The 22,076-nt window shown below is 64.8% G+C and carries 18 protein-coding genes and 1 pseudogene; 14 read left to right on the top strand and 5 right to left on the bottom strand.

The window, feature by feature from the left end; all coding sequences use genetic code 11:
• On the bottom strand, positions 1-1,193 hold a 1,193-nt coding region (locus VMJ11_RS17495; protein ID WP_325620647.1), incomplete at its 3' end, for a GMC family oxidoreductase.
• A gap of 1 nt (position 1,194) precedes the next feature.
• Positions 1,195-1,947 carry a gluconate 2-dehydrogenase subunit 3 family protein gene (locus VMJ11_RS17490; RefSeq protein ID WP_325620646.1) on the bottom strand — a complete coding sequence of 251 codons (753 nt, stop codon included), beginning with the start codon at positions 1,945-1,947 and terminating at the stop codon, positions 1,195-1,197.
• Positions 1,948-2,137: 190 nt separating this feature from the next.
• Between VMJ11_RS17490 and VMJ11_RS17485 the strand changes: the two genes are divergently transcribed.
• The 9 genes and pseudogenes from VMJ11_RS17485 to VMJ11_RS17445 all read left to right on the top strand — a co-directional run.
• Positions 2,138-3,085, top strand: coding sequence for a dihydrodipicolinate synthase family protein (locus tag VMJ11_RS17485; RefSeq protein ID WP_325620645.1), 948 nt, complete (start codon positions 2,138-2,140; stop codon positions 3,083-3,085).
• 34 nt (positions 3,086-3,119) lie between these two features.
• Positions 3,120-4,700 (top strand): aldehyde dehydrogenase (NADP(+)), encoded by a 1,581-nt coding sequence (locus VMJ11_RS17480; RefSeq protein WP_325620644.1) that lies wholly within the window; start codon positions 3,120-3,122, stop codon positions 4,698-4,700.
• A gap of 263 nt (positions 4,701-4,963) precedes the next feature.
• Positions 4,964-6,064, top strand: coding sequence for an ABC transporter substrate-binding protein (locus tag VMJ11_RS17475; RefSeq protein WP_325620651.1), 1,101 nt, complete (start codon positions 4,964-4,966; stop codon positions 6,062-6,064).
• A 97-nt stretch (positions 6,065-6,161) separates the two neighbouring features.
• Complete coding sequence (locus VMJ11_RS17470; RefSeq protein ID WP_325620643.1) at positions 6,162-7,253, top strand: ABC transporter ATP-binding protein; 1,092 nt, start codon at positions 6,162-6,164, stop codon at positions 7,251-7,253.
• Positions 7,250-8,131: a sugar ABC transporter permease gene (locus VMJ11_RS17465; RefSeq protein WP_325620642.1), complete on the top strand. Its 882-nt coding sequence runs from the start codon at positions 7,250-7,252 to the stop codon at positions 8,129-8,131. Before VMJ11_RS17470 ends, VMJ11_RS17465 begins: the two co-directional genes overlap by 4 nt.
• Before the next feature lie 29 nt (positions 8,132-8,160).
• Positions 8,161-9,051: an ABC transporter permease gene (locus tag VMJ11_RS17460; protein ID WP_325620650.1), complete on the top strand. Its 891-nt coding sequence runs from the start codon at positions 8,161-8,163 to the stop codon at positions 9,049-9,051.
• 44 nt (positions 9,052-9,095) lie between these two features.
• Positions 9,096-10,844 carry an L-arabinonate dehydratase gene (gene araD / locus VMJ11_RS17455; protein WP_325620641.1) on the top strand — a complete coding sequence of 583 codons (1,749 nt, stop codon included), beginning with the start codon at positions 9,096-9,098 and terminating at the stop codon, positions 10,842-10,844.
• Between the two features lie 177 nt (positions 10,845-11,021).
• The gene (locus VMJ11_RS17450) at positions 11,022-12,221 is read left to right on the top strand and encodes a porin (protein ID WP_325620640.1); all 1,200 of its coding nucleotides are present in this window, start codon (positions 11,022-11,024) and stop codon (positions 12,219-12,221) included.
• A 221-nt stretch (positions 12,222-12,442) separates the two neighbouring features.
• A pseudogene (locus tag VMJ11_RS17445) lies at positions 12,443-13,324 on the top strand (IS3 family transposase); the annotation flags it as partial.
• Positions 13,325-13,749: 425 nt separating this feature from the next.
• Here the strand turns inward: VMJ11_RS17445 and VMJ11_RS17440 are convergent.
• Both VMJ11_RS17440 and VMJ11_RS17435 read right to left on the bottom strand, forming a co-directional pair.
• Positions 13,750-14,574, bottom strand: coding sequence for an NAD(P)-dependent oxidoreductase (locus tag VMJ11_RS17440; protein WP_325620639.1), 825 nt, complete (start codon positions 14,572-14,574; stop codon positions 13,750-13,752).
• A gap of 68 nt (positions 14,575-14,642) precedes the next feature.
• Positions 14,643-15,950, bottom strand: coding sequence for an MFS transporter (locus VMJ11_RS17435; protein WP_414694420.1), 1,308 nt, complete (start codon positions 15,948-15,950; stop codon positions 14,643-14,645).
• Positions 15,951-16,377: 427 nt separating this feature from the next.
• On the opposite strand from VMJ11_RS17435, the gene VMJ11_RS17430 reads away from it, so the two are divergent.
• The 5 genes from VMJ11_RS17430 (at position 16,378) to VMJ11_RS17410 (ending at position 21,025) form a co-directional block, all read left to right on the top strand.
• Entirely contained in the window at positions 16,378-17,112 is a 735-nt protein-coding gene (locus VMJ11_RS17430; protein WP_325620638.1) for a ribonuclease activity regulator RraA, read from the top strand.
• Between the two features lie 2 nt (positions 17,113-17,114).
• Complete coding sequence (locus VMJ11_RS17425; RefSeq protein WP_414694419.1) at positions 17,115-18,080, top strand: SMP-30/gluconolactonase/LRE family protein; 966 nt, start codon at positions 17,115-17,117, stop codon at positions 18,078-18,080.
• Positions 18,081-18,102: 22 nt separating this feature from the next.
• Complete coding sequence (locus tag VMJ11_RS17420; protein ID WP_325620637.1) at positions 18,103-19,011, top strand: aldose epimerase; 909 nt, start codon at positions 18,103-18,105, stop codon at positions 19,009-19,011.
• A gap of 172 nt (positions 19,012-19,183) precedes the next feature.
• Entirely contained in the window at positions 19,184-19,873 is a 690-nt protein-coding gene (locus VMJ11_RS17415) for a FadR/GntR family transcriptional regulator (RefSeq protein WP_325620636.1), read from the top strand.
• A gap of 111 nt (positions 19,874-19,984) precedes the next feature.
• A complete protein-coding gene (locus VMJ11_RS17410) occupies positions 19,985-21,025 on the top strand; it encodes an alpha/beta hydrolase (protein WP_325620635.1) in 1,041 nt (346 codons plus the stop codon).
• 159 nt (positions 21,026-21,184) lie between these two features.
• On the opposite strand, the gene VMJ11_RS17405 is transcribed toward VMJ11_RS17410, so the two are convergent.
• Entirely contained in the window at positions 21,185-21,748 is a 564-nt protein-coding gene (locus VMJ11_RS17405) for a phasin family protein (RefSeq protein WP_325620634.1), read from the bottom strand.
• Positions 21,749-22,076 lie beyond the last annotated feature (328 nt).

The following is a 22,076-nucleotide window of genomic DNA, read 5'->3' as shown; positions in this document are numbered from 1 at the left end:
GGCGAGCCGCCCACGAAGCCGAGCGGGCCATGGTCGAAGTTGTCGGCGTTGAAGTCGTCCACGGCCACGCCGTTGCCGCCCGCGCCGACGAACGGATTCGTCCAGGTGTCCTTGTCGAAGAACGCCGTGATGGTGGAGAGGTTCTGGTACGCGAAGTTGCGGCCCACTACGCCTTCGCCCGAGATCGGGTCATAAGGCTTGCCGATGCCCGAGAGCAGCAGCAGGTGCACGTTGTGATACTGGAACGCTGCGACGATCACGAGATCGGCGGGCTGGAATACTTCCTGGCCCGCCGGATCGACGTAAGTCACGCCGGTGGCGCGCTTTTTCGCGTCGTCGAGTTCGACGCGCAGCACGTGACACTTCGAGCGCAGCTCGAAATGCTTTTCCTGCTTGAGCGCGGGCAGGATGTTGAGATTCGGCGAAGCCTTCGAGTACATGTAGCACGCGTAGCCGCTGCAATAGCCGCAGAAGTTGCACGGGCCCATCTGCACGCCGTATGGGTTCGTATAGGGCCCCGAGGTGTTGGCCGAAGGCAGCCGGTACGGATGCAGGCCGAGCGATTTCGCCGCATCGTAGAAGCGCTGCGCGGAATACGTATTCAGTTGCGCGGGCAACGGAAAATCGTCGCTGCGCATCGCCTCGAACACGTTGCCTTCACCGACCACGTTGCCCTTCACCTTGTACGCCTCGCCCGAGGTGCCGAATACCTTCTCGGCGAAGTCGAAGTGCGGCTCCAGCTCGTCGTAGCTCACGCCGAAGTCCTGGATCGTCATGCCTTCGGGGATGAACTTCCTGCCGTAGCGCGCTTCGTAGTGGCTGCGCAGGCGCAGTTCCTCCGGCGTGATGCGCAAATGCACGCCCGACCAGTGCAGGCCCGCGCCGCCCACGCCTTCGCCCGGCAGGAACGCCGCGAGCTGGCGGTAGGGGAGCGCCGTGTCGTTCACGCCGTGGCGGATCGAGACGGTGGTCTTCGAAAGATCGAGGAAGAGCTTCTTGCGGATGTTGTACGTGAGCTCGTCGATGGTGTTCGGGTACGCGCCGTCCGGGTAGGTGTCGCGATACTCGCCGCGCTCGAGCGCCACGACCGTCAGCCCCGCTTCGGTCAGTTCCTTCGCGAGAATCGCGCCGGTCCAGCCGAAGCCGACGACGACCGCATCGACATGCGGTTTCTTGCGCGCCGCGTTCGCCATATCAGGCGCGCTCCCCGTTGATCGAGACCGGACCGTATGGATAGGGCTCGCCGTTCTGGTTCACGAAATCCATGAAGTCGGCGCGCGCGCCCGGGAAGCCGATCATCGTCCACGCGGCCATGCCGCGGTTGCCACCGTGGATCGGGTCGCAGAAGTAGCCTTCGCGCGTGTTCTCCAGCAACTGGCCGAAGAATACCGTCGCGGGCACGCCGTCGAGTTCGACCTTGCCCGCTTCGAGGGCGGCAAGCACGTTGTCGCGCGTGGCGGCGTCGAGCGCGTCGAAGTCCTTGCCGTACGCCTTCGTGCAGTACGCGTTCACGGCGGCGATGCCGAGCCGGTAGATATCGCGCGGCACGAGCTTCAACTGGTAGCCGAGTTCGGGCACGCCTTGCTGGAACGGCCCCTGCATGTACCAGAGCGCGCCGTGCGCGTAGGGCGTGTCCATCTGCCGGTCGATGAATTCGGGCACACCGGCCTCCAGCGCGCCGGGGCCTTCGGCATCGGCGGGGATCAGGCGTTCGGTGGCGGCCTCGACGAAGGCCCATTCGCGCGCGTCGAAGAAGCGCGGCTTCCAGGCGGCGGCTCGTGGCGCTGGGGCGGAGGCGCGGCTGGGCTCGGAGGCCGCGCTGCCCGCGGCCGCGGGTGCGCTGGCCGGCTTCGAGCCGCCTTCGCAGCCGGCCAGCGCACTGGCGGGCACGAGCACCGCTGCCGTGCGCAGGAAGCCCCGGCGTGTCGTGAGAGGAGATTCGGACATAGTGGGATTCTGTATGAGTTCGGCAATGCGTGATTCGATCGTGTTCGCCAATGCAGAAAGTGCACATGGTGGGAACGTGCGCCACGTTCTCCGAACAAACCCTAACAAATGCAATAAGTTGTTTGACAACTACGCCAGGTGGGTGCTACTGTGTGCACTATTGACAACCCTCCATTCAGCACGAGGCCTCATGAACGTGTCCCCGATTGTCGAGAGCGAATTCGCCTCGACGGTGATGGCTGTGCCGCCTCTCGCACGCCGCCCTGATCTCTCGCTCGATGTCGAAGAGAACCGCAAGCTGATTCGCCATATGGAAGCGGGCGGCATCCGTACGCTGCTGTACGGCGGCAATGCGAACCTCTACCACGTCGCAGTTAGCGAATTCCGTGAGTTGCTTGACATGCTTGCCGACCTCACCGCGCCCGAAACGCGCGTGATTCCGGCCATCGGCCCGGACTTCGGCAAGATGCTCGACCAGGCGCGCATTCTCGCGCAAACGTCGTATCAAACGGCCATGGTGCTGCCGCTCGGCGGCTTCACCACGCCCGCAGGCGTGGAAGCAGGCCTCACGCGCATCGCCGACACCGCCGGCATTCCGCTCACGCTCTATATCAAGAGCGAAGATTACGTGGACGTCGACACGCTCGTGCGCCTGATCGACCGCGGCACGCTCATCGCCGTCAAGTACGCGATCGTGCGCGAGGATCCGTCGAACGACCCGTATCTGCGTCGCCTGCTGCAAAGCGTGCCGGCATCGAAGGTCGTCTCGGGCATGGGCGAGCGCCCCGCGCTCGTGCACGTGCGCGATTTCGGCCTGGCTGCCTGGACCACGGGTTCTGGCTGCATCGCTTCGAACGCCGTCATGGCGCTGCTGAAGGCCGCGAAGGAAGGCCGTGCGGAAGAAGCGCAACGCCTCTACGATGCATTCATGCCGCTCGAAACGCTGCGCGACGACATCTCGCTGATCCGCGTGCTGCACGACGCCGTGACGCTTTCGGGCATTGCCGACATGGGCCCGATTCTGCCGCTGCTGTCGCAGTCGCCTGCCGAAGCACTGCCGGCGATCGGCGAAGCGGCCAAAGCGCTGCTCGCGTTCGAGCAGAAGCTGGTACCCTCCGCACAGCCCGCGCAAGCATAAAGCGCGGCGGCAAATGTAATTGATCGGAGCGAACATGCAGATTACCGGAGCAATGCTGCTCGGCGCGCAAGCGGTGCGCGGCGAGACGGGCGAAATGCGCGCCTTCGCGCCCGCGCTCGGCCAGGAGATCGAGCCGTCGTTCGGCCTCGGCGGCAAGGCCGAAGTCGCGCGCGCCTGTGAACTTGCGGCGCAGGCGTTCGACGTCTTCCGCGCCGCGCCGCACGAAACGCGTGCACGCCTGCTGGAAGCGATCGCCGAGCGCATTCTCGGCATTGGCGACGCGCTGATCGAGCGCGCGCATCTCGAATCGGCGTTGCCCAAGGCGCGACTCGAAGGTGAACGCGGCCGCACGGTCGGCCAGTTGCGCCTCTTCGCGTCGCTCGTGCGCGACGGCCGCTGGTGCGGCGCCGTGCTCGACTCGGCGCTGCCCGAGCGCAAGCCCCTGCCGCGCTCGGACCTGCGCGCACACCGCATTCCGCTCGGCCCCGTGGCCGTGTTCGGCGCGAGCAACTTCCCGCTGGCGTTCTCGGTGGCCGGTGGCGACACCGCCTCGGCGCTGGCGGCCGGCTGCCCGGTCGTCGTGAAGGCGCACCTGGCTCACCCGGGCACTTCGGAACTCGTGGGCCGTGCGATCCAGCAGGCCGTGGCGGACGTCGGCCTGCCCGAAGGCGTGTTCTCGCTCGTCTTCGGCGGCGGCAACGAGACGGGCGAAGCGCTCGTCGCGCACCCTGCCATCAAGGCAGTGGGCTTCACGGGCTCGCGCCGCGGCGGTCTCGCGCTCTCGCACATCGCCGCTCAACGCCCCGAGCCGATTCCCGTCTACGCCGAAATGAGCAGCATCAACCCGATGCTCGTGCTGCCCGCAGCGCTGGCCGCGCGCGGCGAAGCGCTCGCGCAGGGCTACGTGGATTCGCTCACGATGGGCGTGGGCCAGTTCTGCACGAACCCGGGCCTCGTGCTCGCGATCGATGGTCCGGATCTCGACCGCTTCGTGAAGGTCGCGAGCGCGGCGCTCACGCAGAAGCCCTCGCAAAGCATGCTGACCGCGGGCATCGCCTCGGTGTACGGCGAGGCTATCGAGTCGCGCAAGCAGCTTTCGGGCGTCGAGAACCTTGCGGAAGGCGTGAAGACCGAGGCGCACTGCGCCGCGCTGCCCGTGCTCTTCAAGACGAGCGCCGAGCAGTTCCTCGCGCAGCATGCGTTGTCCGACGAAATCTTCGGGCCGACCTCGGTGGTCGTGGCGTGCCGTGACGAAGCGGAACTCGCGCGCGTGGCGGAACACGTCGAAGGCCAGTTGACGGCAACGCTGCACATCGACCGCGACGACTACGCGATGGCCGCGCGCCTCTTGCCGATCCTCGAGCGCAAGGCGGGCCGCATTCTCGCGAACGGCTTCCCGACGGGCGTCGAAGTGTCGTATGCGATGGTCCACGGTGGCCCGTTCCCGGCTACTTCGGACTCGCGCTCGACTTCGGTCGGCGCGATGGCGATCGAGCGTTTCCTGCGCCCGGTCTGCTATCAGGATCTGCCGGCGGAACTTTTGCCGGTCACGCTCCAGAACGACAATCCGCTCGCGCTGTGGCGTTTGCGCGACGGCGAACTCGTTCGCAAGTAATACCGCGAAAGCGGCGTGGGAAGCGCCTGCGCCCTCCGCAGGCGCTTCTCCCAACAGGATGCCGACAGCCGTCTCAAAAAAGCCTGACGTTGCTTGACAACTTGCTACGCGGTTTGGGATCCTTCACCGTGGCTCAGGCAATTAAACGATCAACGGGCTACGCAGAACAAATCCATAACGAGATGTGAGGAGATGCGATGTTCGATGGACGCTTGAAGGCCAGGGTGCTGGCCGTATGTGTGGCGGCCGCAACGGCGCTTGGCATGAGTGCGGCGAAGGCTGATCCTGTTTCCCTGAATGTCGTCGACGTGGCCGGCAATCTGCAACTCACGCAGAAGGCCTTCGAGGCGTTCAAGGCGAAGTACCCGGATCTCGTTTCCAATATCACCTACACGAACGCGCCTGCGCCGCAGTTGCCCGGCAAGATCAAGGCGATGCAGGCCGCCGGCCGCGCCGACATCGATCTCGTGCTGACGGGCACCGACGCGCTCGCAGCCGGCATCGAACAGAATCTCTGGATCAAGCTGCTGCCGGATCAATCGGCCGCGCTGCCAGGCGTGCTCGACAAGTACGCGCCGGGTCCGCGCAAGATGCAGGATCTCGCTCAGGGTTACGGCCTCGAAGTGTCGTACATGCCGGCGGGTCCACTGATCGAATACAACCCGGCGAAGGTCGCCAAGCCGCCGCAAACGCCGCAGGAACTGCTCGCGTGGTGCAAGGCGAATCCCGGCAAGCTGATCTATGCGCGTCCGGCCAATTCGGGCCCGGGCCGCACGTTCCTGATGGGCCTGCCATACCTGCTCGGCGACAAGAATCCGCAAGACCCCATCAACGGCTGGGACAAGACGTGGGCGTTCCTCAAGGAGCTGAACTCGTGCGTGCCGTACTACCCGGGCGGCACTTCGGCGGTGATGAAGGAGCTTGGCGAGGGCACGCGTGACATGACCGTGACCGTGACGGGCTGGGACATCAACCCGCGCGCGCTCGGCATCGTGCCCGCCGACTTCAAGGTGGGGGCGTTCAACAACATGACGTGGGTGAACGACGCGCACTACATGGTCGTGCCCAAGGGCGTCTCGAAGGAGAAGCTCGCGGTGCTGCTCAAGCTCATGAACTTCATGCTCGAGCCGCAGCAGCAGGCCATGACCTATGACGACGGTTATTTCTATCCGGGGCCGGCTGTGAACGGCGTAACGCTTGCGATGGCGCCAAAGGCAAGCCAGGACGTGATCGCGAAGTACGGCCGCCCCGAGTACGCGAAGTGGCTCGCGGCGTATCCGCATGTCCAGCCGCTTTCGGCGCAGGCGATGGTCGCGGCGTTCCAGAAATGGGACCGCGAAGTCGGCTCGCAGAAGTCCCAGTGACGAGAGCGCAAATCAGCGATTGGCGGACGGTGACTTACCCCATGTGCCGTCCGCGAACCATGCTCATGTAGTGGATCGTGTTGTTCAGGAACGTGTCATGAAGCATTCTTTCGATCGTCTGCGCCTGGACTCGGTGTGCCGCAGTTTCACGAACGCTGAGGGTGTGCAGCTCGCGGCGCTGCGCGATCTCGATCTCGACATTCGCCGTGGAGAATTCATCGCGCTGCTCGGGCCTTCGGGCTGCGGGAAATCCACGGCGCTCAATTGCATCGCAGGTCTGCAGCCGCTCACGAGCGGCAGCATCTGGCTCGACGACCTGCGCATCGACGTGCTGCCGCCGGAAAAGCGCGGCTTCGGCATGGTGTTCCAGAACTACGCGTTGTTCCCGCACATGACGGTGCTGGAAAACGTGGGCTTCGGCCTGAAGATGCAGGGCGTGCCGCGCGAAGAAGCGAAGCGCCGTGCGCGCGAGGCGCTGCAGCTCGTGCAGCTCGTCGGCCATGAAAGCAAGCTGCCGGGCCAGCTCTCGGGCGGCCAGCAGCAGCGCGTGGCGATTGCGCGCGCGATCGTCATCGAGCCGCCGCTCGTGCTGATGGACGAGCCGCTCTCGAATCTCGACACGAAGCTGCGCATCGAAATGCGTGGGGAAATCCGCCGCATTCATTCGCAGCTCGAACGCGCCACGATCTACGTGACGCACGATCAGGACGAAGCGCTTTCAATGGCCGATCGCATCGTCGTGATGAAAGAGGGTGTCGTGCAACAGGTTGCGACGCCTAAGGAAGTCTATAGCCGACCCTCGAATCTGCATGTCGCGCGCTTCATGGGCTATCGCAACGTGCTGCCGTTCGCGATTGCCGGCGAGCAGGGCGAGCACCTCGCGCTCTCTTCGTCGGGTATCACGCTGACCGGCGTGCCGATGGGCGACATCGGCGCGAACGCCAATGGCAATGCGATCTCCGTGGCCATGCGCCCCGAAGATTTCGAGCGCGCCAATGCGGGCGATGCGAACGCCTTCGACGTGGAAGTCGAACTGGTCGAGTACGGCGGCCGCGATTCGCTGCTGCTTGCCAACGCGCCGTTCGGCAAGCTGTGGGCGCGTGTGGCCGGCGAATTCGAAGCGGGCGAGCGCGCCACGCTGCGTGTCGCGCCGTCGCGCGTGCTGGCTTATGCGGAGCTTGCGTCGTGAGCACGCTTGTCTCGTCGCTGACCCGGACCCCGCGCGACGCGCGCGGCTGGCTTGTCACGCCTGCGCTCGGCTTCATCATCGCGATGTTCCTCTATCCGTTTGCGTACGGCCTCGTGCTGTCGTTCAAGCCAATGAACGGCGGCGGCATGTTCGCGAACTATCTGCAGTTCATTCACGACCTTTCGTTGTGGCCGACGGTGTTCGTCACGCTCAAGCTGGCGGTGCCCGCCACCCTCATCAACGTCGGGCTTTCGCTGCCGGTGGCCTTCGCGCTGCGCCGCAAGTCGCCGTATCAGAAGCTCGTGACGACGCTGCTCGTGATTCCGGTCACGCTTGGCACCGTGCTGATCGCCGACGGCATGCTGAGCTACTTCGGGCCGAACGGCTGGTTCCCGCAGGCGCTGCACGCACTGCATCTGTTCACGACCGAAGAGATTCGCCTCACCCACAACTACTGGGGCGTGCTCATCTCGCTGATCGTTTCAGGCTTTCCGTTCGCATTCCTGCTCACGCTCTCGTACGTCACCGGCATCGACCCCACGCTCGCGAGCGCGGCGGCCACGCTCGGCGCGGGACCGTGGCAGCAGTTCCGGCAGATCTATCTGCCGCTGCTCGCGCCGGGGCTCACGATGGCCGCGTGTTTGTCGTTCGTGCAGGCGTATTCGGTGTTCCCGTCCGCGGTGCTGCTCGGCGCCCCCGCGGGCCCGACGCGCGTGATCTCCATTGCGGCATCGGAGGCGGCGTTCGAGAGCTATGACTACTCGCTCGCCTCGACCATCGCCATCGTGATGGGCTTCGTGCAACTGGTGGTGGTGGCCGCGATGCTCGGCGCGAAACGGTACTTCTACTCGGGCCCGGTGAGCGGAGGGAAAGGCTGATGTCCGCACATCAACGCGATGCGAGCGGGATGCCCGCCGGCACGCCGTCGCGCGAAGCGCGTCCCGCGGATGAGGCGCCGCGGGCGAAGCGCGCCGCGCGTCTGCCCGACGTGCTCTGGAAGGTGCTGGTCTGGGGCGGCGTGGCGTTCTTCCTGCTCAACGTGCTGCTGCTGATCGCGACGGTGGGCGTGAACTCCATCGCCACGCGCTGGTTCGGCACGCCGCTGCCGCAGGGCTTCACGCTGCACTGGTATGCGCAGGCGTGGCGCGACTTCCAGCTTTCAAGCGTGCTGTGGGTGACGTTCGAAGTGGTGGGCGCAGTCGTGCTGCTTTCCATCGTGCTTGGCGTGCCCGCTGCCTATGCGCTCGCGCGCGCGCAGTTCCCCGGCAAGCGCATCGCCATGCTCGTGTTCCTGCTTCCGCTGATGGTGCCGCCCGTCACATACGGCATTCCGATGGCCACCGCCATGTACCAGGTCGGTCTTGCGGGCACGCTGCCCGGCGTGATCCTCGCGAACCTCGTGCCCGCGCTGCCGTTCGTGATTCTCGTGATGACGCCGTTCATCGAGCAGATCGATCCGAATCTCGAATCGGCGGCGCGCATTTTCGGCGCGAACACGCTGCGCTATTTCCGTTACGTATTGCTGCCGCTCCTCGTGCCGGGGATGCTGGCGGCAGGGCTGCTCGTGCTCGTGCGCACGATCGGCATGTTCGAACTCACTTTCTTTACCGCTGGACCGGACACGCAAACGCTGGTGGTCGCGCTGTACTACGCCGTCTTTTCGACGGGCGTGCGTGCGCCGCAATCCATCGACGCGATGGCGATGATCTACATGGCCATCACGCTTGCATGGGTGCTCGTCGCCCTGCAGTTCGTCAGCCCGACACAACTCGTGTCGCGCGTGAAGGAGCAGCGCTAGGACGGCGCCGGCGGCTTTACTGGAATCACATGGAGTAACGCAACATGAGCAAGCATCGAAAGACCCCCGAAGAACTGCGCAGCCACCGCTGGTATGGCGTAAACGACCTGCGCTCGTTTGGCCACCGCTCGCGCACGGCGCAGATGGGCTATGACCGCGAGGAGTACGCGGGCAAGCCGGTGATCGCGATCCTGAACACGTGGAGCGAGATCAACCCGTGCCACACGCACTTCAAGCAGCGGGTGGAAGAAGTCAAGCGCGGCATCTGGCAGGCGGGCGGCTTTCCGATCGAGCTGCCGGTGCAGACGCTCTCCGAGCCGTTCCAGAAGCCCACGACGATGCTGTACCGCAACTTCCTGGCGATGGAAGCGGAAGAGACGCTGCGCTCGTACCCGGCCGATGGCGTGGTGCTGATGGGCGGCTGCGACAAGACCACACCGGCGCTGCTGATGGGCGCGATCTCGATGAACCTGCCGACGATCTTCCTGCCGGCGGGGCCGATGCTCAACGGCAACTGGAACGGCGTGACGCTGGGCTCGGGGTCGGACACGTGGAAGTATTGGGCGGACCTGCGCGCGGGCAAGATCACGGAAGAGGACTGGAAGGGCGTGGAGGGCGGCATTGCGCGCTCGCCGGGGCACTGCATGACGATGGGCACGGCCTCGACAATGACGAGTGCGGCCGAGGCGCTGGGCTTCACGCTGCCGGGCTTCGCCTCGATCCCGGCGCCGGATTCGCGCCACGCGCAGATGTCGGCGAAGACGGGCATGCGCATCGTGGAGATGGTGTGGGAGGACCTGAAGCCCTCGGACATCATCACGCGCCAGTCGGTGGACAACGCGGTGACGACGTGCCTGGCGCTATCGGGCTCGACCAACGCGATCGTGCACATGATCGCGCTGGCGCGTCGCGCGGGGGTGGACCTGACGCTGGCGCAGTACGACGACATCGCGCGGCGCACGCCGGTGCTGGCGAACGTCCGTCCGACGGGCAAGTACCTGATGGAGGACTTCTACTACGCGGGCGGCCTGCGCGCGATGCTGAAGGAACTGGGCGAGCTGATCGACGGCACGCAGATGACGGTGAACGGCAAGACGCTGGGCGAGAACATCGCCGATGCGCAGATCTTCAGCGAGGACGTGATCTACCGCCGTGCGAAGCCGCTGATGCCGGACACGGGGCTTGCGGTGCTGCGCGGCAACCTGGCGCCGGACGGCGCGGTGATCAAGCCGGGCGCGGCGGAGAAGCACCTGCACGTGCACACGGGCAAGGCGGTGGTGTTCAAGGATTACAACGACATGGCGGCGCGCATCGACAGCGAGGAGCTGGACTGCGACGAGAACAGCGTGATCGTGCTGCAGCACGCGGGTCCTATCGGTGCGCCGGGGATGCCGGAATGGGGCCAGCTGCCGATCCCGCAGAAGATCCTGAAGAAGGGCGTGCGCGACATGCTGCGCATCTCGGACGCGCGCATGAGCGGCACGAGCTACGGGGCGTGCGTGCTGCACGTGGCGCCGGAGTCGTTCATTGGCGGGCCGCTGGCGCTGGTGCAGGACGGCGACCTGATCGAGCTGAACGTGCCGGAGCGGCGGCTGAACGTGCTGATCTCGGATGAGGAGATGGCGCGTCGCAAGGCGGCATGGGTGGCGCCGGAGCCGCGCTTCACGCGTGGCTACGGGGCGATGTACCAGATGCACGTGATGCAGGCGGACAAGGGGTGCGAATTCGACTTCCTGCAGCGTGAGGGTGCGGGAGGCGCGTGCGCGGCGGGCGGCGAGCCGGAGATTCACTAAGGAGACAGGTCCGGCCGGGCAGGTCCGGCCGGGCAGGTCGGGCCGGGCCGGGCAGGTCTGGCAGGAGGGCGGGGTGCTCCAGGGGGGTGGCGCCCCCGGCCTGCCAGACAGGAGGCAACAGAAGCAACCAGGGTTTTAACCAGTTTCAAACCACAACGACTAAAGCTAGGAGTACTGATGAAGAAAACGATTCTCGCATCCGCGCTTGGGCTCGCAGCGCTGGGCGCGCACGCGCAGAGCAGCGTCACGCTGTACGGTATCGTGGATACCGGCATTGGCTACCAGAGCAGCTCGGCTGCGCTGGGCAGCAACTCGGGCGGGCGCTCGGCGGTCAAGATGGTGCAGGGCATCTGGGCGGGTTCGCGCTTCGGGCTGAAGGGCAGCGAGGACCTGGGCGGCGGCACGCGCGCGATCTTCCAGCTGGAAGAGGGCTACAACTCGGCCACGGGTGCGCAGTCGACCTCGAACCTGATGTTCAGCCGCGCGGCGTGGGTCGGGGTGGCGAACCAGAACTACGGCACGCTGACGGCGGGCCGCCAGTACGCGCCGTACTACACGCTGCTCTCGCCGTACAGCCCGACGACGTGGCTGACGGGGGCGTATGGCGCGCACCCGGGTGACATCGACTCGATGGACACGATCTACCGGATCAACAACTCGCTGGTGTACACGTCGCCGAACATCGCGGGTCTGACGGTGAGCGGCATGTACGCGCTGGGCGGGGTGGCGGGCGCGACGGGCGCGGGCCAGACGTGGAGCGTGGCGGCACAGTACCTGCATGGCCCGGCGGGCATTGCGGTGGGCTTCGAGCGCCTGAGCAATGCGGCGAACGGTGGCGGCGCGTGGAGCGCGAACTCGACGGCCTACAGCAATGGCGAGCCGGGCGTGTCGGGGCTGACCAACGGCTTCCAGACGGCGCAGACGCAGCAGCGTCTGGCGGTGACGGCGGGTTACCAGTTCACGCCGCAGTGGGACATCTCGGTGGCGTACTCGAACGTGCAGTACATTTCGGGGATCAACTCGGCGTTCCGCGGCACGCAGATCTGGAACACGGGCGGTGCGGTGCTGCACTACAAGCCGATCACGACGCTGGATCTGGCGGCGGGCTTCAGCTACACGCGCGCGACGCTGTCCAACGGCATCCAGAGCGCGGCATCGTACGCGCAGTACAACCTGTCGCAGTACTACACGCTGTCCAAGCGCACGGGCCTGTACTTTGTTGAGGCATACCAGCGCGCGGGCGGCCAGACGCTGGGCACGGGCGGCGCGGGCAACATCATCAACGCGACGGCGGACATCGGCGACGGACAGAACAGCGCGCCGTCTTCGTCGCGCAGCCAGGTGGCGGGTGCAGTCGGTATCGTTCACCGCTTCTGACCGGTCCTGCTTCGAGTACAGAGTTTTGCGGCGGTGCCTTGCGGCATCGCCGTTTTTTTATGGGCGCCGGGTTTCACTAGTGCGACGTAAAAAAGGAAATGCACATCGATGGTTTGAGCCAGACACCTGCTGACCAATCCTCTTTGTCTTTAAAATAAGGCATTCTTATTGATCCGATATTTATCGAAAACGACTTGTTGCCATCTTCAGTCGCCCGATCTCGCCGTACCACAGTGTACCGACGACTGAACGCGGCATTGCTACAGGCCCATATGGACGAGGAAGACCTGAAGCTGCGCGCGTTGATCGACGAGGAATACACGCATCGCCCGTTCTACGGCTCCCGGCGCATGGTGGTGTTTTTGCGTGGTCGCGGCTGGCGCATTAATCGCAAGCGTGTGCAACGGCTGATGCGCGAGATGAGCCCGGCGGGCATGGCCCCGGGGCCGGCGACGAGTCAGCCCCACCCGCGGCACAAGGGTTATCCCTATCTGCTGCGCGGCGTGGCGGCAACGCGGCCCAATCAGGTGTGGTCCACAGACCTCACGTATATCCGGCTGGCGCGCGGCTTCGCCTACCTTGTCGCGGTTATCGACTGGTATTCGCGGCGGGTGCTGTCCTGGCGCGTGAGCAACAGCATGGATGCCACATTTTGTGTGGACTGCCTGGAAGATGCGCTGCGCGAGTATGGCAAGCCTGAGGTGTTCAACAGCGATCAAGGCTCGCGGTTCACCAGCGATGCCTTCACGGGTATGCTCAAGCGCGAGGGTGTGGCGAGCAGCATGGACGGACGCGGGCGGGCGTTAGACAACATCTTCGTGGAGCGGCTGTGGCGCAACGTGAAGCATGAAGATGTGTATCTGAAGGGCTACGCCAACATGGGCGAGCTGACGGTGGGATTGGCGCAATATTTTGCGTTCTACAACGCCGAACGGCCGCACCAGTCCCTGGGATACGCAACGCCGGATCAGGTCTATCGCACGGGAATCGGCGGCGGCGCGTTGATCGTCGATAAATATGGCCACACGGATGAAAGGCTGGGAAAGGAATGCGGAACGGGGCAGCGCCGTGCAGCTGCGCAATCGGACGCGATTACAGCTTAAATCAACAAGAAAAATGTCTTGACTGACGGGTCCACTTTACGATGCCATCCTGTTCCTCGCGCAACGTCGAGAGCACAAACGGTGCTCGTATGGCGCAAGGACGTTGAGCGGCACGCGATGCGTGACGTCTTTATCCAGATCTTTCGCAAAACCCGGGACGGTATTGGGTGACCCATTCCGGGAAGAGTGACGATTGACGAAGCGGACAGATACTAAGGTATGCAGAATATAAGGCGATATCTGGAAATCCACTCACCGGTAGACATTCCATAAAATTCAGGCATCGATAGAATTCGTCACAATGCGGCAGGCAATCCAGCACGTGTAACCGTTCACGCAGATTTTACTGTTTTGCATCGACCGGTTGAACCAAAAAATAAGCGCCCACATGGGCGCTTACGCATGGAAAGCCAGAACGCGGCGTATTATGAGCGCTTGCCGCGCTTCTCCACCGGCGTGAAATCGAAGCTGGCAAAGCTGCCGCCCTGGTAGCGCTGCGCCACGGCATCGAGCGGATTTTCCTTCGCGAGAATCTCGGCGGCATAGTCTTCGGAGTTCTGCTTGGGCTCGTAGCCGAGTCGCTTCGCGTCGTCGTTCGCGCCTTCCTGGATCCAGTAGCTGCGCGTGTTGTTCGACACGCCCCACACCACGGCAAAGCCGATCTCTTCCACGTTGATCACGCGATCGATCATATGGAACAGGTCTTCGTGGCCGAACCACGTGCTCAGATGACGGAACTCGGTAGGCTTGGGCAGGCAGCTGCCAATACGCACGTTCACCGTTTCGATGCCGTGCTTGTCCCAGTAGAGCCGCGCGAGCGATTCGCCCCAGGCCTTGGAGAGACCGTAGAAGCCGTCCGGGCGGAACGCGCAGTCGAGCGTGAGCTTTTCTTCCACCGGGTACATGCCGATCGAGTGATTCGAGCTTGCGAACAGGATGCGCTTCGTGCCGTGGCGGCGCGCGCCTTCGTAGACTTCGACGAGCCCACGAAGGTTGTTTTCGATGATCTCGGGCAAGGGGCGCTCGACGCTCGTACCGGCCATATGGATCAGCACGTCGACGCCATCGAGCAGGCGGTCGACCACTTCGCTCTGGCGCAGGTCGCCGTGCATCACGTCCTCGCCTGCGAAGAGCGGTTCAAGCGGCTTCGAACCCGCCGCCGAACGCAGGTTCACGCCGCGCTCGTGCAGGCCCTTGCGCAACACGGTGCCGAGCTGGCCGGCCGCGCCGGTCAATGCAACTTTTTTCACAGTGGTTTTACCTCACAGAGAAACGCCGAAAGCCGGCACCCTCGCGGGCGCCGGCCGATGATTGCCGATCAAGCCTTCACTTCATGCGATGACTGGACCGTGGGGGTGGCCGCGTCGTCCTTTTGCTGATTCGAGATCAGTCGCCATGCCACGCAGGCGCCGATCAAGTCGAACAGCATCAGGCACACGAACAAGGGGTTATAGCCAATCGTGCTGGCCACTGCGCCGACGATGAGCGAGAACACCGTCGCGCCAAGGTAGCCGAACATGCCCGAGAGGCCCGTTGCCGTGGCGACCTCGTGCTGGCCGAACACGTCCGAAGCCAGTGTGAACAGCGCGCCCGAAATGGTCTGGTGTGCGAACGTGCCGACGCAGAAGAGAGCGATGGCGGCGTAAGGGCTCGAGACGAGGCCCACGGAGGCCGGTCCGATCATCAGCAGCGCGCCGGTCGTGATGACGAGCTTGCGTGAGGTAATGAGCGAGCAGCCGAACCAGCGGATGAACAGCGGCGCCAGGTAGCCGCCCACGAGGCAGCCGAGGTCGGCGGCGAGGAACGGAATCCATGCGAACAGCGCGATTTCCTTCAGGTTCATGTGGCGCACGGTGACCAGGTACAGCGGAATCCAGGCGCCGAAGGTCTGCCATGCCGGTTCGGCGAGCATGCGCGGAATGCCGATGCCCCAGAAGCGGCGCGTCTTGAGCACTTCCTTGAACGACGCGCGTTTGCGGACCGTCGTTTTCTGCGCTTCGGTCTGGCCGGCGCGGATGTAGTCGGCTTCCTCCTGCGAGAGCCGCGGATGCTCGGCGGGCGTCTTGTAGAACACGAGCCACAGGGCAACCCAGATCAGCGCGACGCCGCCCGTCAGCACGAACGCGAACTGCCAGTTGAACTTGAGAATGCACCAGACGACGAGCGGCGGAGCAAGCATTGCGCCGATCGACGTCCCGGTGTTGAGCCAGCCCGTGGCGACCGAGCGTTCCTTGGCGGGGAACCACTGGCTGATGGCCTTCATGCCCGCCGGGAAGATCGCCGCTTCGCTCATGCCCAGCATGCCGCGGAACACGGCGAGCGCGGGCCAGCTGCTGGCGAGACCGTGCAGCATGTTGGCGCAGGCCCAGGCGAAGGCGAAGATCGCGAAGCCGATCTTCACGCCTACGGAGTCGAGCACGAAGCCCGCAATGGGCTGGGCGAGCGCATAACAGGCCTGAAAGGCGGTGACCACATACGAATACTGCTGCGTGGTCATGTGGAGTGTTTCGGTCAGCGTAGGAGCGGCCACCGAGAGCGAACTACGTGCAAGGTAGTTGAAGATGGTGCCGATCATAATGAGGCCGATGATCCACCACCGAACCCCCTTGATTGTCTTGCGTTGCACTGCGCGTCTCCTGCAGATGGCGGGCTAAGGCATGAAGCCGCGCCGGAACGTGAGCCCGCTTGAATGTCTCTCGGTGCGAGTCAGGGCCTTCATGTAAGACATCATTTTATTTGCCACAAAGTTGTAAAGCAAATAATCTGTTGATGGGGATTTCCCTGGTGTGGCCCCCGGGCCGACGGTTTGATGCCGAGTTTTATTGGAGTGGTTTGATTTTCATCCCAATTTCCGGAGCCATCTTCGCGGCCCCGGGCAGGGATGGCGTAATGGTGTGAGCGCGAGTCGTCATACATCTTCCCATTTCTCCAGCGCAGCGGCGGGTTGACAATTTCCGTGTTGTATTACAACAATGGCATGCATTCGCTCGACAGTTTTCGAGCCGCCCGCCTGCGCCACGCGCACCACGACAGACGATAAGGGACGAGACACGATGAATTCACCCGCCATCCCCGTGAGCGAAGCTGTGCTCGAACAACTGCGCCACGTTTCCAATGCCACGCTCACCACGCAGCTGTTCAAGCGCGGTTTGCGCAATGTCTTCTTGCAAGGCGTGAGGCCGCTCGCCGCGCCGGCGCCCGGCACGCCCAACCTGGTGGGGCCGGCATTCACGATGCGCAACATCCCGGCGCGCGAGGACCTCGACCAGCTGAGCGCGTTCCAGAACCCCGAGCATCCGCAGCGCAAGGGCGTCGAAACCGTGCCCGCGGGCGCGGTGCTCGTGCAGGACTGCCGTGGCGTGACCGACGCCGCATCGATGGGCTCGATTCTCGCCACGCGCATGAAGGTGCGCGGGGTGGCGGGCATGGTCTCCGACGGCCCGGTGCGCGACAGCGCAACCATCGCCGCGCTCGGGATTCCGGTGTACTGCGCGGGCGCCTCGGCGCCGCTCAACCTCTGCAAGCACCACACGGTCGATCTGAACGTGCCGATCGGTTGCGGCGGCGTGGCCGTATATCCGGGCGACATCATCGTCGGCGACGCCGATGGCGTGGTCGTGATTCCCCGCCACCTCGCCGAGGAAGTCGCGCGCGACGCAACGGAGCAGGAGACGCTCGAGCGCTTCATTACCGAGCGGATCGAGGCGGGCGCGGCGCTGCCGGGCACCTATCCGCCGAACGAGGCGACGCTCGCCGCATTCGCGGCATGGAAGAAGGAGCAGCATTGAGCATGCAGCAACAAGGCATGGGAGGCATGGGCCACGCGGCGATGACGTCGCCGGTGCGCCCGCTCGAGGCGCGCAATGCGCGCCGCTCTTCGGTGGGCGAATGCCCCGTGTGGCGCGCAGCAGAAGGCGCGCTCTACTGGGTCGACATTCCCGCGCAAACGCTCGTGCGCTATGCGCTCGATACGGAACGCCGCACCGAATGGGCGCTGCCGGAGCGCATCGGCTGCTTCGCTTTCGCCCATGACGGCGGCGTGCTCGCGGCGCTCGAAACAGGGCTCTTTGCGCTGACCCTCCACGAGCCCGCCGCGAACGCGCGGGCGGCCGAGGTGAGTGTGCGGCGTCTCGCGAGCGTCGATCACGAGGCGGCGCACATGCGCTTCAACGACGGCCGCTGCGATCGCCAGGGCCGTTTCTGGTCCGGCACGATGGTGCAGGACGCAGCCGGGCCGCATCCGGCGGGCAAGCTCTATCGCTATACGGAGCAGGACGGGTTGTCCGCGCCCGTGGTCGAAGGGCTGTGCACGCAAAACGGCCTCGCATGGTCGCCCGACGGCCGAACGATGTACCTCTCCGATTCGCATCCCTCGAGCCGTGTGATCTGGGCCTTCGATTACGACATCGACGACGGCGTGCCCACGAATCGCCGTGTGTTCGCCGATCTGCACGACTACACGGGGCGCCCGGACGGCGCCGCCGTCGACGCCGAAGGCTGCTACTGGATCTGCGCGAACGACGCGGGCTTGCTGCTGCGCTTCACGCCCGAAGGGCGGCTCGAGCGCAGCGTGGCCGTGCCGGTTGCGAAGCCTTCGATGTGCGCGTTCGGCGGTCCGAACCTCGACGTGCTGTACGTCGCGACGATTTGTCCGGCGCAAGTCGGCGATCAGGACGGACTCGTGTTCGCCATCGATGTAGGTGTGCGCGGCCTGCCCGAGCCCGATTTCGCGGGTTCGCTGCGCGTGGCAGCCTGATTTTTTCCGAGCGATCGAAAAAATGGTGCAGTTTCAAAATCAGGACGTCGTAGAGCTTGCGTGCGGCCCTTCGCGGCTCCTCGTTGCGCCGCAGGCCGGTGGGCGTCTGCTGTCGTGGAAGATCGACGGCGCGCCGATCATCCATTGGCCCGATGCGCCGGACTGGAGCCAGCCGGGGTTGATCCGCGGCGGCAATCCGCTGTTGTTTCCGTTCATCGCGCGACAGTGGGTGGATGGCCAGGTCGGGCGATGGCGCGACGCGCACGGTGTCGTGCGCGAGATTGCGCTGCACGGCTTCGCGCGCGACCTGCCGTTCGCGGCGCAGGTCGCGCCGCCAGGCGACGGCGTGCGCATGACGCTCACCGACACCCCCGAGACGCGCAAACGTTACCCGTTCGGCTTTCGCTTCGAAGCGGCCTACCGGCTCGCCGACGAAGCGACGCTCGACGTCGAGCTGACCACGACGAACACGGGCGACACGCCCTTGCCGTACTACGCGGGCCATCACTTCTACTTCGCGCTGCCGCACGCGCAGCGCGGCGAGGCGACGCTCACGCTGCCGCGCAACGTCCATCGCCGGCAGTTGCCCGACGGCACGACGACCGAGGCCGCGCCGGGCTCGACGCACTACCGCTTCGACGACCCGCAGATCATCGACCGCTTCCATTGCCTCGACGGCGAGCCGGATGTGCCCGTGCGTATCGAGATGCCTTCGCAGCAGCGTGCAATCGAAATCGATCTGCGCAGGCCAGGATCGGCGTCGTGGTACGCGGTGACGACCTGGACGCTCGCGCCCGATTCCGACTTCTACTGTGTCGAGCCGTGGCTGGGCTTGCCTGACGCGATTCACACCGGGCTCGGCCTGCGCTGGCTGGAACCGGGACAGACGCAGACCGCGGCGCTGCGCATTCGCGTGAGCGCATTGCGTTAGGCATGCGTTGCATCGTCTGGCGCGCGCAAAGTGGTAAAGACGCGCCCGAATGGGCTGAAACAGGCTGAAACAGGCTCCAGGCGGCGTTGGCCAGACGCATTAAGACGCAATCGGCCCGCCATATGACTTACAATTGACGACACTCCTGACAACTCAAGTGCACCGTCCGACCATGTCTGAGCAGAAGGCGCCGAATATGCCGGCGCGGATTTACAGCGACATCCTGAATCGCATCATCGAGGGCGAATACAAGGAAGGGGAGCGCCTGCCCACCGAGCACATGCTCGCCGAGCGGTTCGCGACTTCGCGCCCGACGGTGCGCGAGGCGCTCGCGCAATTGCGCGCGGACGGCATCATCGCCACGCGCCACGGCTCGGGCACGACGGTCATGCGGCGTCCCGACCCGGACGTGCGCCGCTTCGCGCCGCTCGAAACCTTGTCGGACATTCGCCGCTGCTACGAATACCGCGTGGTGGTCGAATCCGGCGCGGCGGCGCTGGCCGCGCAAAAGGCGGACGACGAGGACATCGCCGCCATCCGGCGCGAGTGGGACAATCTGCAGACCATCATCGAGACTTCGGGTATCGGCGCGAAGGACGACTTCGCGTTCCACATGGCCGTGGCGCGCGCGTCGAAGAACCAGTTCTTCATTACCGCGCTTTCGGGCATCCAGGAGCAGATGGTGTTCAGCATGAACCTCTCGCGCAACCTTTCGCTCGTGAAGTCGATCGAGCGGCAGCGTCTGGTTCAGCAGGAGCACTTCGAAGTGTTCGAAGCGATCGCGGCTCGCGACGCCGAACGCGCCGCGCACGCAATGCGCGTGCACCTCGAGCATGCGGTGAGCCGCATGTTCGGCTCCTGAGCTTTTGAGGTTCTTCGTGCGGGCGGCGCACGCGCCGCTTCGCACTGTGCTGGTCTCTTCGCTTTCCCTCGCACGAGTTCCACTCAACCGAACCTCCTGGCGAGCGCCTTCATGGATTTCAACGTCCTGCGTGGGCTGGCAATGTCGATCGCGCTGGTCGTTGCGCCGGCATCGGGGCTGGCGCGGCCCGTCCAACCCGTCGACGCGATCGCCGACGCGCGCATGGCGGTCGACAGCACGCAAGGCCACGCGCAGTTTCCTCTCTATCTGAGCGGCGACTGGAACGTGCCGCAGCCTGGCGTGCAGCGCGCGGTGATCGTCGTGCATGGCCGGCTGCGCAACGCCGATACCTACTTTCGCACCGCGCAGCGCGCGCGGGAGCGCTCGGGTGTCGATCCTGCAAGCACGCTGCTCATCGCTCCGCAGTTCCTTAGCACCGCCGATGTGCGCGCGCACCACGCGCCGGGCGATCTCCTGAGCTGGCACGGCAACGCATGGATGGCCGGCGAGAACGCTGCGAGCGGCGTGCCGGTGAGCTCGTATGCGGTGCTCGACGACATTGCGCGGCATCTCGCGGACCGGCGCCTTTTCCCCAATCTGAAAACGATCGTATTCGCCGGGCATTCGGGCGGCGCGCAGGTGTTGCAGCGCTATGCGATCGCGTCGCGCGCGGATGCATTCGCGACCGAGGGAATCGACGTGCGTTTCGTGGTGGCGAGTCCGTCGTCGTATGCGTATTTCGATGCGCAGCGGCCCGATGCGAGCGGCGCACCCGCCGCATTCGACGCCGCACGATGCGCGGGTTTCGACCGCTGGAAATATGGCATGGAGAACCGGCCGGCGTTCATCGGCGACCGTACGCCCGCCCAGCTCGAAGCGGACTATGTGAAGCGGCGTATTGCCTATCTCGTGGGCGGCGACGACGACGACCCGGCTTCCGTCTCGCTCGACAAGTCATGCGCCGCGCAGGCGCAGGGCACACAACGTGTGGCGCGCGCCGAGGGATTTTTTCGCTATCTGCAAACGCGTCATCCGGATGGCCTGAACCAGACGTTCCATATCGTGCCGGGCGTGGGCCACGACGGGGCGCGCATGCTCACTTCGGCTTGCGCATTGGCGACGATGTTCGATACGGGAAACTGCGGGCGCTAACGGTTAGCGGCGGGTTAACGGCACGCGAAGCGCGTTGCGTTGCGGCGGGGAGGGGAATGGCCGGTGGCGTGTGGGCCTCGCATTGCACGAGACCCACACACCATCTTCAGACCGACTGGCGGCAGGCGCTGCCCGCCAGTGGAAGGGGAAGCTTCTTACTTATGCAGCCTGCTTGCCAGCGCGCGACGATGCTTGCGCGACGGCCTTCGTGGCGGCCTTGCCGGCGGCTTCGAAGTTGCTTTCCGCGAACTCGACAGCCTGCTTCGCTGCCTTGTTCACCGACGAGTACGCGTTGTTGGCGGCGTTGAGCGCCGTCTTGATCGCGGCGACGGCGGCTTCCGAGCCGGCCGGTGCGTTCTTGGCGGCGTTGTCGACGAGCGATTCGATTGCGCGCTGCTGCGTTTCGTATTGCGACTGGGCGGCGGTGGCGAATTCAGCCTGCGTGGCCGAGACGATGCCATACACGCTGCGGCCGTAGGCCAGTACCTTTTCGGCGGTGGGCTGCGCGAAGCCGGCTTGCACGGCGAAGAAGCCTTGCGGGTCCTTGGCTGCGAACGCGCGCTGGGCTTGCTCCTGGCCTTCGGCGAATGCCGAGCGGGCCGTCGCGATGTTGAGTTCGGCGAGCTGGATCGCGCCTTCGAATGCCTTGCTCGTCAGGCCGAAGAGTGCTTCGAGACCAGCTTTCTGGGTTGCGGCGAACTGTTCGGGGGTCGGCAGATTCATGTCGTCTTTCCTTTGTGGGGGACGCTACGCGTCGGTTTCGTTACGAAAAAGAGAAAACTTTCGGATCGATCACCGGGTCGCGCAGAGAAGGGTTTGTGCGATGCAGCAATCGAGTTCATCTTAACCCAACCATAATTCGTGTCAAGAACTTTTTGTGCGTCGCAGCAATTATGTAAACGGCTGATTTTCTGGTGAAAATTCTCTACGGATCGAACGGTCGTGAGGGAGGCCGATTCGTATGCGATCGGCCAGAGCGCAACGTTTTGCGTCTGCGGGCAGAATGGACGCTCCCTCGGGCGGCAGCGGCGGCCCGGGTGGGTCCCCAGTC

This window comes from Paraburkholderia sp., from assembly GCF_035501035.1.
In the GTDB taxonomy this organism is placed as follows: domain Bacteria; phylum Pseudomonadota; class Gammaproteobacteria; order Burkholderiales; family Burkholderiaceae; genus Paraburkholderia.
The sequence above is the reverse complement of the archived record's forward strand: the minus strand, read 5'-3'. Positions and strand labels throughout refer to the sequence as shown.